Origin of the sequence: Burkholderia pyrrocinia (genome assembly GCF_018417535.1) — a bacterium.
Lineage (GTDB): Bacteria > Pseudomonadota > Gammaproteobacteria > Burkholderiales > Burkholderiaceae > Burkholderia > Burkholderia pyrrocinia_E.
This window is the reverse complement of the sequence record NZ_CP070977.1, coordinates 2,740,675-2,752,687: the sequence shown is the minus strand read 5'-3', so window position 1 is coordinate 2,752,687 and position 12,013 is coordinate 2,740,675. Positions and strand designations below refer to the sequence as shown.

Here is a 12,013-nt window from a genome sequence, read left to right as displayed (position 1 = left end):
CCGACGAAGCCTCATGGATATCCAGATCAACCAACAGACCCTGACGCTGCCCGACGGCGCGACGGTGGCCGACGCGCTCGCCGCGTACGGCGCGCGTCCGCCGTACGCGGTCGCGCTGAACGGCAACTTCGTCGCGCGCACGCAGCATGCGGCGCGCGCGCTCGCGGCGGGCGACAAGCTCGACGTCGTGCACCCCGTCGCGGGCGGCTGAGCGCCGCCGGTTCGTCCCCGCTCTTCCAGGAAAACGACATGACGTCCCTCACATCCGCCGACGCGCTGACGCTGTACGGCGAAACCTTCGCAAGCCGCGTGCTGCTCGGCACGTCGCGCTATCCGTCGCTGCAGTCGCTGTCCGATTCGATCGCCGCGTCGCGCCCCGGGATGGTGACGGTCGCCCTGCGCCGCCAGATGACGGGCGGCACGGCCGAAGCCGGCTTCTTCGACCTGCTCAAGCGCCACGCGGTGCCGCTGCTGCCGAACACGGCCGGCTGCCAGACCGTCGCGGAGGCCGTGACGACCGCGCACATGGCGCGCGAGGTATTCGGCACCGACTGGATCAAGCTCGAGCTGATCGGCGACGACTACACGCTGCAGCCCGACCCGGTCGGGCTGATCGAGGCCGCCGCGCAACTGGTGAAGGACGGTTTCAAGGTGCTGCCGTACTGCACCGAGGATCTCGTGATCGGCCGGCGCCTGCTCGATGTCGGCTGCGAGGCGCTGATGCCGTGGGGCGCGCCGATCGGCACGGGCAAGGGCGTCGTGAACCCGTACGGCTTGCGCGTGCTGCGCGAACGGTTGCCCGATGTGCCGCTGATCGTCGATGCGGGGCTCGGCGTGCCGTCGCACGCGTGCCAGGTGATGGAATGGGGCTTCGACGGCGTGCTGCTGAACACGGCCGTATCGCAGGCCACGCATCCGGAGATCATGGCGCGCGCCTTTGCGCAGGGCGTCGAGGCCGGCCGCGCCGCGTATCTCGCCGGGCCGATGGACGCGCGCGAGACCGCGCACGCGAGCACGCCGGTCGTCGGGATGCCGTTCTGGCACCAGGACGGGGGCGGCGCATGAGCGCGCGCTTCGCCGATACGTTCTGGCCGCCGGCCGACGAACTGGCCGAAGCGGCCGAGCGGATTCGCGCACGGCTCGGCGACTGGCCGGGCGGCGCGGCGCCGTGGCGGCTCTGCGTGGCGGCGCCCGACGCGCCGGCCGACGGCGACGTGCTGATCGTCTCGGCCGGCGACCGTACCGCGCTGGCGCGCGCGTCGGCCGCGTCGCGGCCGGCTTCGCCGGACGCGGTCGCGATCGAATTCGACGAGCAGGGCGCGGTGCTGCATGCGGCGGGCGCGCGCTACGCGCTCGAAGCCGCGCATCCGCTCGCGGACGACTGGATCGCGGCGCTCGCCGCCTTCCTCGATTGCGGTTTCGCGCCGGTCGACGCGCTGGTGCTCGCGCTGGCATGGTGCGACGGCGACGAGACGCGCGCGGACGACGCATGGCCGGTCGATGCCACGCGGTTTCCGCGCGTCGCCGGGCTGCCGGCCGCGCCCGAGCCCGCGTTCGCGCCATGCCCCGCGCAGCTCGGCCTCTACCCGGTCGTGCCGGATGCCGAATGGGTCGAGCGCGTGCTCGATTGCGGCGTGCGGACCGTACAACTGCGCGTGAAAGGCGCGACGCCGGACGCGTTGCGCCGGGAAATCGCGCGTGCGGTCGCGGCCGGGCGCCGCTATCCCGATGCGCGCGTGTTCATCAACGATCACTGGCAAATCGCTGCAGATGAAGGCGCGTACGGCGTTCATCTGGGCCAGGAGGATCTCGAAACGGCCGATCTGGCCGCGATCGCGCGCGCGGGCCTGCGGCTCGGGCTGTCGAGCCATGGGTATTACGAAATGTTGCGGGCGCTGCACGAGCGCCCGAGCTATCTCGCGCTCGGCCCCGTGTACGCGACCGCGACCAAGGCCGTCGCTGCGCCGCCGCAGGGCCTCGCACGGATCGCCCGCTACGCGCGCTTCGCGGGCGCGCGGGCGCCGCTCGTCGCGATCGGCGGGGTCGGGCTCGACGCGCTGCCGGACGTACTGGCGACGGGGGTTGGCAGCGTCGCGGTGGTCAGTGCGGTCACGGCCGCGGCCGACTATCGGGCTGCGCTTATTGCGCTGCAGCAATGTTTTCCCGGGCAATTTGACAATCATTGACCGCAAGGCCCGGAAAGGCGTCACGACATCATTCCAATGCAGGCCCTATAATTCGGCGTTCTGCGTATAAGGACTGCCAGCTCCGTGAGCCCCACTCCTACCGAGACCCTGCTGGAACTTCGCGACGTCGACTTTGGCTACGGCGACCGCCTCGTCCTGTCCAACCTGAACCTGCGCTTCGGGCGCGGGCAGGTCGTCGCGGTCATGGGCGGGTCGGGTTGCGGCAAGACGACCGTGCTGCGCCTGATCGGCGGCCTCGTGCGTGCGCGCCGCGGCCAGGTGCTGTTCGACGGCGCCGATGTCGGCGCGCAAACGCGTGACGGCCTGTATGCGCTGCGCCGCAAGATGGGCATGCTGTTCCAGTTCGGCGCGTTGTTCACCGACATGTCGGTGTTCGAGAACGTCGCGTTCGCGCTGCGCGAGCACACCGACCTGCCCGAAGACCTGATCCGCGACCTCGTGCTGATGAAGCTCAACGCGGTCGGCCTGCGCGGCGCGCGCGACCTGATGCCGTCCGAGGTGTCGGGCGGGATGGCGCGCCGCATCGCGCTGGCGCGCGCGATCGCGCTCGATCCGCAGCTCATCATGTACGACGAGCCGTTCGCGGGCCTCGATCCGATCTCGCTCGGCATCACCGCGAACCTGATCCGCACGCTGAACCAGGCGCTCGGCGCGACGTCGATCCTCGTCACGCACGACGTGCCGGAATCGTTCGCGATCGCCGACTACGTGTATTTTCTGGCCAATGGCGGCGTGCTCGCGCAGGGCACGCCCGACGAGCTGCGCGCGTCGACCGACCCGAGCGTGCGGCAGTTCATCGACGGCGCGCCGGACGGCCCGTTCAAATTTCATTACACGAGCCCGCCGCTCGCAGCGGATTTCGGGCTCGGCGGAGGGCGCGCATGATCAGCGCGATCGGACGTTACGTCATCGGCGGCCTCGTGCGCGCGGGCTACGGCACGCGCCTGTTCGTGCGCCTCGTGCTGGAATTCTTCCCGCTGCTGCGCCGGCCGCGGCTTGTCACGAAGCAGATCCACTTCCTCGGCAACTATTCGTTCGTGATCATTGCCGTGTCGGGGCTGTTCGTCGGCTTCGTGCTCGGCCTGCAGGGGTATTACACGCTGAACCGCTACGGTTCCGAGCAGGCGCTCGGCCTGCTGGTCGCGCTGTCGCTCGTGCGCGAGCTTGGGCCCGTCGTCACCGCGCTGCTGTTCGCGGGGCGCGCGGGCACGTCGCTCACGGCCGAGATCGGCCTGATGAAGGCCGGCGAGCAGCTCACCGCGCTCGAGATGATGGCGGTCGACCCGATCAAGACGGTGATCGCGCCGCGCATGTGGGCCGGGATCATCACGATGCCGCTGCTGGCCGCGATTTTCAGTGCGGTCGGCGTGCTCGGCGGCTATATCGTGGGCGTCGTGCTGATCGGCGTCGATCCGGGCGCGTTCTGGTCGCAGATGCAGGGCGGGGTCCAGGTCTGGGCCGACGTCGGCAACGGCGTGCTGAAGAGCATCGTGTTCGGGTTCGCCGTGACCTTCATTGCGCTGTTTCAGGGGTATGAAGCGAAGCCCACGCCCGAAGGCGTGTCGCGCGCGACCACCAAGACGGTCGTGTTCGCGTCGCTCGCCGTACTCGGCCTCGATTTCCTGCTGACCGCGCTGATGTTCAGCTAAGCCTCAGCCAAGCCATATTTTGGGATGACGATGAAAAAGACTGCTCTCGACTTCTGGGTCGGCCTGTTCGTGGTGGTGGGCTTCCTTGCGGTGCTGTTCCTGGCGCTGAAGGTCGGCAACATGAGCTCGCTGTCGTTTCAGCCGACCTATGCGGTGAAGATGAAATTCGACAATATCGGCGGGTTGAAGCCGCGCGCGGCCGTGAAGAGTGCCGGCGTCGTGGTCGGCCGCGTGAAGTCGATCGGCTTCGATACGAACACCTACCAGGCGCTCGTGACGATCGATGTCGACGGCCAGTACCCGTTCCCGAAGGATTCGTCGGCGAAGATCCTGACGTCGGGCCTGCTGGGCGAGCAATATATCGGTCTCGATCCGGGCGGCGACACGGAAATGCTGAAGGCGGGCGATACGATCACGATGACGCAGTCGGCGATCGTGCTCGAGAACCTGATCGGCCAGTTCCTGTACAGCAAGGCCGCCGATGCGGGCGGCGCGAAGCCGGCATCCGGCGCGTCGGCCGCGCCCGCAGCGGTGGCGGCGCCGGCGTCCGCCGTGGCCGCCGCGTCCGGTTCGGCAGCCCAATAACCACACGAGAGCATACAAGAGGGTAATGACCATGCAGACGATCCGCATCAGGCACGCCGCGCTCGCGGTGGCGGCAGTCGCCGCGTTGAGCGGCTGCGCGACCGTGCAGACGCCGACCAAGGGCGATCCGCTCGAAGGCTTCAACCGGACGATGTACAAGTTCAACGACACCGTCGACACGTACGCGCTGAAGCCGGTCGCGCAGGGCTACCAGTACGTGGTGCCGCAGCCGGTGCGCGACAGCGTGACGAACTTCTTCTCGAACATCGGCGACGTCTACATCGCGGCGAACAACATCGTGCAGTTGCGGATCGCGGACGGCGTCGGCGACCTGATGCGCGTCGTGATCAACACGGTGTTCGGCGTCGGCGGCCTGTTCGACGTCGCGACGATCGCGAAGCTGCCGAAGCACACGGCCGACTTCGGGATCACGATGGGCCGCTACGGCATGCCGTCGGGCCCGTATCTCGTGCTGCCGCTGCTCGGCCCGAGCACGCTGCGCGACACGGCCGGCCTCGGCGTCGACTACGTCGGCAATCCTCTGACCTATGTGAAGCCGGACGGCGTGGGCTATGGCCTGTTCGGCGTGAACCTCGTCAATACGCGCGCGAACCTGCTCGGCGCGGGCGACGTGCTGAATGCCGCGGCGCTCGACAAGTATTCGTTCGTGCGCAACGCGTACCTGCAGCGCCGCCAGATGCTGATCGACAACGCGCGCGGCGAAGCCGGCTCGACGGCGAGCAACGACGCGCTGCCGAAGTACGACCTGCCGGACGACGGCGCGGCACCGGCGGCAGCCGGTACGGCGGGTGCATCGGGCGCGGCGGTTGCCGCGCCGGCGTCGGGCACGGCCGTTTCGCCGAACCCGGCCAGCGAAACGAGCGTGCCGCCGATGCAGGTGGCGCCGCCGTCGCCGGGCGGGTTCCGCTTCCCGAGCATCCGGCTGCACTGACGGAATTACATTCGTTACAGCCAGAAACGATTCAGTCGGTAGCGTAGGCGAACTTGCGCGTAAGCTACCTGCTCCAACCTCCGCATCGACTCATTCATGCAGGCCACTATGATGAAAAAACTGTTCCTGATCCCGGTTTTCGCGGCGCTGTTCTCGTTCGGCAGCGCAGCTCACGCGCAAGTCGACCAGTCGAACCCGCAGGCGCTGATCAAGACGGCGACGCAGCAGGTGCTCGACGAAGTCAAGGCGCAGACGATCAAGCAGGGCGACACCAACCGCATCATTACGATCGTCAACAAGGACATCCTGCCGTACACCGATTTCCGCCGCACCACGCAGCTCGCGATGGGCCGCAACTGGCGCACGGCGACGGCCGAGCAGCAGCAGCAGGTTCAGGAGCAGTTCAAGCTGCTGCTGATCCGCACGTATTCGGGTGCGCTCGCGCAACTGAAGCCGGACCAGCAGATCCAGTACCCGCCGTTCCGTGCGGATCCGGCCGATACCGATGTCGTGGTCAAGACGGTCGCGATGAACAACGGCCAGCCGGTCCAGATCGATTACCGCCTGTACAAGTCGGCGAACGGCTGGAGGGTGTATGACCTGAACGTGCTCGGTGCGTGGCTGATCCAGACGTACCAGCAGCAGTTCAACGAGAAGATCCAGCAAAGCGGCGTGGACGGCCTGATCCAGTTCCTGACGCAGCGCAACCAGCAACTTGCCGCCGGCAAGCAGGCGTCGTGAGCGGCTTCGAAGCCGGCTCCTCGCTGACCGTCGCGAGCGCGAAGTCCGCGCTCGCGGACGGTCTTGCGCGCGTCGACGCGGGGGCGACCGCCGTCGATTGCGCGGCGCTGACGCAGTTCGACTCGTCCGCGCTCGCCGTGCTGCTCGCATGGCAACGCGCCGCCAAATCGCGCGGCGCGACCCTCGACATCCTCAATCTTCCTCCGAAGCTTGCCAGCCTCGCGCGCGCCTACGGCGTCGACGCGCTCATCGACGGCACCGGGCGACATTGACCCTGTCCGACCGGAGCCTGCCGCGCCAGCCAGCGTGCGCAAGCTTCAGGCCGCGCGCCTTCTGCGTCGGCTCCACCAGCCGGTTTGCCCTATAATCAAGCGTTTTGCGGGGCAGCCAATCGGCGTGCGGCCCCCATTTTCTTTCGCAGCAAGCACAGAATAGGCGTCGCGGCCATTGCGTCGCGCACAGTCATGTCAGCCATAGAAATCCGTCACGTCAAGAAGCGCTACAAGTCGCTTCAGGCGCTCAAGGGCGTCAGCCTGTCGGTCGAGGAAGGCGAGTTTTTCGGTCTGCTCGGCCCCAACGGCGCAGGCAAGACCACGCTCATCAGTATCCTCGCCGGGCTCGCCCGGGCCGACGAAGGCAGTATCTCGGTGCGCGGCCACGACGTCGTCAAGGACTTCCGTGGTGCGCGTCGCGCACTCGGCGTCGTGCCGCAGGAACTCGTTTTCGACCCGTTCTTCACCGTTCGCGAGACGCTGCGGATCCAGTCCGGCTATTTCGGGCTGCGGCGCAACGACGACTGGATCGATGAAGTGATGGCCAATCTCGACCTCACCGAGAAGGCCGACGCGAACATGCGCGCGCTGTCGGGCGGGATGAAGCGCCGCGTGCTGGTTGCGCAGGCGCTCGTGCACCGGCCGCCCGTGATCGTGCTCGACGAGCCGACCGCCGGCGTCGACGTCGAGTTGCGCCAGACGCTGTGGAAATTCATCTCGCGCCTGAATCGCGAGGGTCACACGATCGTGCTGACCACCCATTACCTCGAGGAAGCCGAGTCGCTGTGCGACCGCATCGCGATGCTGCGTCGTGGCGAAGTGGTCGCGCTCGACCGCACCGACGCGCTGCTGCGCCGCTTCGCCGGGCTGCAGCTTTATCTGCGCCTGGCGACCGGCGCGCTGCCGGCCGAGCTGCGCGGGCTGGAGACCGATCCGGCCGCACGCGCGCCGGGCGAGCACCTGCTGCGCCTTACGAGCTACGACGATGTCGAACGCATCCTCGCGCAGTGCCGCGCCGCGGGCTGCACGTTCGACGAGATCGAGGTCCGCAAGGCCGACCTCGAGGATGTGTTCGTCCAGGTGATGAACGGGGCCGAGGTGATCGAGGGTTTGGCATGAAACAAGAACTCCCACGCTCTCTGCGTTCGCTGCCCCCCGAGGGGGCGCCCGGCACTCTTGGGGCGGCCCGGCGAGTGCCGGGAAGCGGTTTTCAAACGCTGCTCTACAAGGAACTGCTGCGCTTCTGGAAGGTGTCGTTCCAGACGGTGCTCGCGCCCGTCGTGACGGCGCTGCTGTATCTGACGATCTTCGGCCACGCGCTGTCGGGCCGCGTCGAGGTGTATCCGGGCGTCGAGTACGTGAGCTTTCTCGTGCCGGGCCTCGTGATGATGAGCGTGCTGCAGAACGCGTTCGCGAACAGCTCGTCGTCGCTGATCCAGTCGAAGATCACCGGCAACCTCGTGTTCATGCTGCTGCCGCCGCTGTCGTACCGCGACATCTTCGGCGCGTACGTGCTCGCGTCCGTCGTGCGCGGGCTCGCGGTCGGCACGGGCGTGTTCGTCGTGACGATCTGGTTTATCCCGATGCACTTCGCGGCGCCGCTGTTCATCATTGCGTTCGCGCTGCTCGGTTCGGCGATCCTCGGCACGCTCGGCCTGATCGCCGGAATCTGGGCCGAGAAGTTCGACCAGCTAGCCGCGTTCCAGAACTTCCTGATCATGCCGCTGACGTTCCTGTCCGGTGTGTTCTATTCGACGCACTCGCTGCCGCCCGTGTGGCGCGAGATCTCGCGTCTCAATCCGTTTTTCTACATGATCGACGGCTTCCGTTTCGGGTTCTTCGGCGCGTCCGACATCAACCCGTTCGCGAGCCTCGCGATCGTTGCCGGTTTCTTCGTGCTGCTCGCGATGATCGCGATGCGGCTGCTCGCGACCGGCTACAAACTGCGTCATTGATATCGACAGGCAGCGGCCGCCCCGGGGCGGCGCGCGCCGACAGGAGCCTTACACCATGTTGCCGACTCCCGAACAGGTCAAGCAATACATCGCCGGCGGTCTCGCCTGCACGCATCTGGAAGTCGAAGGCGACGGCCAGCATTTCTTCGCGACGATCGTGTCGGCGGCCTTCGAAGGCAAGCGGCCGATCCAGCGGCACCAGCTCGTCTATGCGGCGCTCGGCGATCGCATGAAGCAGGAAATTCACGCGCTCAGCATGAAGACGCTGACGCCCGCCGAATGGCAGAACGCATAACCGGAAATCACTGAGTGCAAGTCACCGTCAACGAGCGCGACGCCGTCCAGAGCGTCGCCACGGCACACCCGGCCGCCAACGGGGAATCGCACGGACATGGGATGGACAAGCTCGCGATCGAAGGCGGCCGCCGCCTGTCCGGCGAGATCGTCGTGTCGGGCGCGAAGAACGCCGCGCTGCCGATCCTGTGCGCGGGGCTGCTCACCGCCGATCCGGTCGATCTCGACAACGTGCCGAACCTCAAGGACGTACGCACCACGCTGAAGGTGCTGAACCAGATGGGCGTGAAGAGCGAGACCGACGGCTGCCGCGTGCAGCTCGACGCGTCGCGCGTCGACAACCTCGTGGCGCCGTACGAGCTCGTGAAGACGATGCGCGCGTCGATCCTCGTGCTCGGGCCGCTGCTCGCACGCTTCGGCGAGGCGAAGGTGTCGCTGCCGGGCGGCTGCGCGATTGGCGCGCGTCCGGTCGACCAGCACATCAAGGGCCTGCAGGCGATGGGCGCCGAGATCAGCATCGAGCACGGCTTCATCGAAGCGCGCGCGAAGCGCCTGAAGGGCGCGCGCATCGTGACCGACATGATCACGGTGACGGGGACGGAAAACCTGCTGATGGCCGCGACGCTCGCGGACGGCGAGACGGTGATCGAGAACGCGGCCCGCGAACCGGAAGTGAGCGATCTCGCGCACTTGCTGGTCGAGATGGGCGCGAAAATCGACGGCATCGGCACCGATCGCCTCGTGATCCAGGGCGTCGAGCGGCTGCACGGCGCGCGCCATTCGGTCATCCCCGACCGCATCGAGGCCGGCACGTTCCTGTGCGCGGTCGCGGCGGCGGGCGGCGACGTGATGCTGACGGGCGTGCGCCCGCACATCCTCGACGCGGTGATCGACAAGCTGCGCGAAGCCGGCGTGTCGATCGAGGAAGGCGATAGCTGGCTGCGCGTGAAGATGGACCGCCGGCCGTCGGCGGTAACGATCCGCACGTCGGAATACCCGGCGTTCCCGACCGACATGCAGGCGCAGTTCATGGCCCTCAATACGGTCGCGACGGGCACCGCGCAGGTCGTCGAAACGATTTTCGAAAACCGCTTCATGCACGTGCAGGAGCTGAACCGGCTCGGCGCGAACATCACGATCGACGGCAACACGGCGCTCGTGACGGGCGTCGAGAAGCTGTCGGGCGCGAACGTGATGGCAACGGATCTGCGTGCGTCGGCGAGCCTCGTGATCGCCGGGCTGCGTGCCGACGGCGAAACACTCGTCGACCGCATCTATCACCTGGACCGCGGCTACGACCGCATGGAAGCCAAACTGACCGCCGTCGGCGCGAACGTGCGCCGCCTCTCCGGGAGCCAAGCATGAGCGCGCAGCTGACCCTCGCCCTGTCGAAGGGCCGGATTTTCGAGGAAACCCTGCCGTTGCTCGCCGCAGCCGGCGTGCAGGTGGCCGAGGATCCGGAAACGTCGCGCAAGCTGATCCTGCCGACGACCGACCCGAACCTGCGGGTGATCATCGTGCGCGCGAGCGACGTGCCGACCTATGTCGAATACGGCGCGGCCGATTTCGGCGTGGCCGGCAAGGACGTGCTGGTCGAGCACGGCGGCTCGGGCCTGTACCAGCCGATCGATCTGAACATTGCGCGCTGCCGGATGTCGGTGGCCGTGCCGGCCGGCTTCGACTACGCGAACGCGGTGCGCCAGGGCGCGCGCCTGCGGGTCGCGACGAAGTACGTCGAAACCGCGCGCGAGCACTTTGCCGCGAAGGGCGTGCACGTCGACCTGATCAAGCTGTACGGCTCGATGGAACTCGCGCCGCTGGTCGGCCTGGCCGACGCGATCGTCGACCTCGTCAGCTCGGGCGGCACGCTGAAGGCGAACAATCTGGTCGAGGTCGAGGAGATCATGGCGATCTCGTCGCGCCTCGTCGTGAACCAGGCTGCGCTGAAGTTGAAGCGCGCGGCGCTCAAGCCGATCCTCGACGCGTTCGAACGCGCGTCGCAGAATGGCGGTTGAGCGCATCACCGTAACGGAACTCCCATGGCCATCACCATCCGCAAGCTGGATTCGACGAACGAAGGCTTCGGCGCCGCACTGCGCGCGGTGCTCGCGTTCGAGGCGAGCGAAGACGAAGCGATCGAGCAATCGGTCGCGCAGATCCTCGCCGACGTGAAGTCGCGCGGCGACGCCGCGGTGCTCGAGTACACGAACCGTTTCGACCGGCTGAGCGCGGACAGCGTCGCCGCGCTGGAACTGCCGCAGGAAGCGCTGCAGACGGCGCTCGACGGCCTCGCGCCGAAGGCGCGCGCGGCGCTGGAAGCGGCCGCGGCGCGCGTGCGCGCGTACCACGAGAAGCAGAAGATCGAGTGCGGCACGCATAGCTGGCAGTACACGGAAAGCGACGGCACGGTGCTCGGCCAGAAGGTCACGCCGCTCGACCGCGTCGGCCTGTACGTGCCGGGCGGCAAGGCCGCATATCCGTCGTCGGTGCTGATGAACTCGATTCCCGCGCGCGTCGCGGGTGTCGGCGAGATCGTGATGGTCGTGCCGACGCCGGACGGCGTGAAGAACGACCTCGTGCTCGCCGCGGCGCTGCTCGGCGGCGTCGATCGCGTGTTCACGATCGGCGGCGCGCAGGCGGTCGGCGCACTTGCGTACGGCACGGCGACGGTGCCGCCCGTCGACAAGATTTGCGGGCCCGGCAATGCGTACGTCGCGTCGGCGAAGCGCCGCGTCTTCGGCACGGTCGGCATCGACATGATCGCAGGGCCGTCGGAGATCCTCGTGCTGTGCGACGGCACGACCGATCCGAACTGGGTCGCGATGGACCTGTTCTCGCAGGCGGAGCACGACGAACTCGCGCAGTCGATCCTGCTGTGCCCGGACGCCGCGTTCCTCGAGCGCGTCGAGAAGGCGATCAACGAGCTGCTGCCGTCGATGCCGCGCCAGGACGTGATCCGCGCGTCGCTCGAAGGCCGCGGTGCGCTGATCAAGGTGCGCGACATGGCCGAGGCATGCCGGATCGCGAACGACATCGCGCCCGAGCACCTCGAAATCTCGGCGCTGGAGCCGCAGCAATGGGGCAAGCAGATCCGCCACGCGGGCGCGATCTTCCTCGGCCGCTACACGAGCGAGAGCCTCGGCGACTACTGCGCGGGCCCGAACCACGTGCTGCCGACGTCGCGCACCGCGCGTTTCTCGTCGCCGCTCGGCGTGTACGACTTCATCAAGCGCTCGAGCCTGATCGAAGTCAGCGCCGAAGGCGCACAGACGCTCGGCGAGATCGCATCCGAGCTCGCGTACGGCGAGGGGCTGCATGCGCACGCGAAGAGCGCCGAGTTCCGGATGAAGGGGTGACC

15 protein-coding genes are annotated in these 12,013 nt (G+C 67.8%); all 15 read left to right on the top strand.

Annotated elements, in window-relative coordinates:
- Window positions 1-13: 13 nt before the first annotated feature.
- On the top strand, window positions 14-211 hold the full coding sequence (gene thiS, locus JYG32_RS12760) for a sulfur carrier protein ThiS (protein WP_027783340.1): 198 nt from the start codon (window positions 14-16) through the stop codon (window positions 209-211).
- Window positions 212-249: 38 nt separating this feature from the next.
- Window positions 250-1,065, top strand: coding sequence for a thiazole synthase (locus tag JYG32_RS12755; protein WP_034183640.1), 816 nt, complete (start codon window positions 250-252; stop codon window positions 1,063-1,065).
- Window positions 1,062-2,186 carry a thiamine phosphate synthase gene (gene thiE, locus JYG32_RS12750; RefSeq protein WP_213263741.1) on the top strand — a complete coding sequence of 375 codons (1,125 nt, stop codon included), beginning with the start codon at window positions 1,062-1,064 and terminating at the stop codon, window positions 2,184-2,186. The genes JYG32_RS12755 and thiE overlap by 4 nt, the downstream gene beginning before the upstream one ends.
- Window positions 2,187-2,270: 84 nt before the next feature.
- Window positions 2,271-3,092 (top strand): ABC transporter ATP-binding protein, encoded by an 822-nt coding sequence (locus JYG32_RS12745; protein WP_006477138.1) that lies wholly within the window; start codon window positions 2,271-2,273, stop codon window positions 3,090-3,092.
- Complete coding sequence (mlaE, locus tag JYG32_RS12740) at window positions 3,089-3,856, top strand: lipid asymmetry maintenance ABC transporter permease subunit MlaE (protein ID WP_213263740.1); 768 nt, start codon at window positions 3,089-3,091, stop codon at window positions 3,854-3,856. Before JYG32_RS12745 ends, mlaE begins: the two co-directional genes overlap by 4 nt.
- A 24-nt stretch (window positions 3,857-3,880) precedes the next feature.
- Window positions 3,881-4,441, top strand: coding sequence for an outer membrane lipid asymmetry maintenance protein MlaD (gene mlaD, locus JYG32_RS12735; RefSeq protein ID WP_174379358.1), 561 nt, complete (start codon window positions 3,881-3,883; stop codon window positions 4,439-4,441).
- Window positions 4,442-4,472: 31 nt separating this feature from the next.
- Window positions 4,473-5,393: an MlaA family lipoprotein gene (locus JYG32_RS12730; RefSeq protein ID WP_213265430.1), complete on the top strand. Its 921-nt coding sequence runs from the start codon at window positions 4,473-4,475 to the stop codon at window positions 5,391-5,393.
- Window positions 5,394-5,504: 111 nt separating this feature from the next.
- Window positions 5,505-6,134 (top strand): MlaC/ttg2D family ABC transporter substrate-binding protein, encoded by a 630-nt coding sequence (locus JYG32_RS12725; RefSeq protein WP_174379359.1) that lies wholly within the window; start codon window positions 5,505-5,507, stop codon window positions 6,132-6,134.
- The gene (locus tag JYG32_RS12720) at window positions 6,131-6,406 is read left to right on the top strand and encodes an STAS domain-containing protein (RefSeq protein ID WP_047899619.1); all 276 of its coding nucleotides are present in this window, start codon (window positions 6,131-6,133) and stop codon (window positions 6,404-6,406) included. Before JYG32_RS12725 ends, JYG32_RS12720 begins: the two co-directional genes overlap by 4 nt.
- Before the next feature lie 192 nt (window positions 6,407-6,598).
- Complete coding sequence (locus tag JYG32_RS12715; RefSeq protein WP_034189820.1) at window positions 6,599-7,525, top strand: ABC transporter ATP-binding protein; 927 nt, start codon at window positions 6,599-6,601, stop codon at window positions 7,523-7,525.
- Window positions 7,522-8,361, top strand: coding sequence for an ABC transporter permease (locus tag JYG32_RS12710; RefSeq protein WP_249744539.1), 840 nt, complete (start codon window positions 7,522-7,524; stop codon window positions 8,359-8,361). Before JYG32_RS12715 ends, JYG32_RS12710 begins: the two co-directional genes overlap by 4 nt.
- Window positions 8,362-8,416: 55 nt before the next feature.
- Window positions 8,417-8,656, top strand: coding sequence for a BolA family protein (locus tag JYG32_RS12705; RefSeq protein ID WP_006477131.1), 240 nt, complete (start codon window positions 8,417-8,419; stop codon window positions 8,654-8,656).
- Between the two features lie 14 nt (window positions 8,657-8,670).
- Window positions 8,671-10,020: a UDP-N-acetylglucosamine 1-carboxyvinyltransferase gene (gene murA / locus JYG32_RS12700; protein ID WP_174379362.1), complete on the top strand. Its 1,350-nt coding sequence runs from the start codon at window positions 8,671-8,673 to the stop codon at window positions 10,018-10,020.
- A complete protein-coding gene (hisG, locus tag JYG32_RS12695; RefSeq protein ID WP_174379363.1) occupies window positions 10,017-10,670 on the top strand; it encodes an ATP phosphoribosyltransferase in 654 nt (217 codons plus the stop codon). The genes murA and hisG overlap by 4 nt, the downstream gene beginning before the upstream one ends.
- A gap of 24 nt (window positions 10,671-10,694) precedes the next feature.
- Window positions 10,695-12,011 (top strand): histidinol dehydrogenase, encoded by a 1,317-nt coding sequence (gene hisD, locus JYG32_RS12690; RefSeq protein WP_174379364.1) that lies wholly within the window; start codon window positions 10,695-10,697, stop codon window positions 12,009-12,011.
- The last annotated feature ends 2 nt before the right edge of the window (window positions 12,012-12,013 follow it).

Bases quoted from the DNA above. Each gene is read 5' to 3' on its own strand.
- JYG32_RS12725 (WP_174379359.1), top strand. From the start codon at position 5,505: ATGAAAAAACTGTTCCTGATCCCGGTTTTCGCGGCGCTGTTCTCGTTC.
- thiE (WP_213263741.1), top strand. From the start codon at position 1,062: ATGAGCGCGCGCTTCGCCGATACGTTCTGGCCGCCGGCCGACGAACTG.
- JYG32_RS12710 (WP_249744539.1), top strand. From the start codon at position 7,522: ATGAAACAAGAACTCCCACGCTCTCTGCGTTCGCTGCCCCCCGAGGGG.
- mlaD (WP_174379358.1), top strand. From the start codon at position 3,881: ATGACGATGAAAAAGACTGCTCTCGACTTCTGGGTCGGCCTGTTCGTG.
- JYG32_RS12730 (WP_213265430.1), top strand. From the start codon at position 4,473: ATGCAGACGATCCGCATCAGGCACGCCGCGCTCGCGGTGGCGGCAGTC.
- JYG32_RS12755 (WP_034183640.1), top strand. From the start codon at position 250: ATGACGTCCCTCACATCCGCCGACGCGCTGACGCTGTACGGCGAAACC.
- thiS (WP_027783340.1), top strand. From the start codon at position 14: ATGGATATCCAGATCAACCAACAGACCCTGACGCTGCCCGACGGCGCG.
- JYG32_RS12705 (WP_006477131.1), top strand. From the start codon at position 8,417: ATGTTGCCGACTCCCGAACAGGTCAAGCAATACATCGCCGGCGGTCTC.
- hisG (WP_174379363.1), top strand. From the start codon at position 10,017: ATGAGCGCGCAGCTGACCCTCGCCCTGTCGAAGGGCCGGATTTTCGAG.
- mlaE (WP_213263740.1), top strand. From the start codon at position 3,089: ATGATCAGCGCGATCGGACGTTACGTCATCGGCGGCCTCGTGCGCGCG.
- hisD (WP_174379364.1), top strand. From the start codon at position 10,695: ATGGCCATCACCATCCGCAAGCTGGATTCGACGAACGAAGGCTTCGGC.
- JYG32_RS12715 (WP_034189820.1), top strand. From the start codon at position 6,599: ATGTCAGCCATAGAAATCCGTCACGTCAAGAAGCGCTACAAGTCGCTT.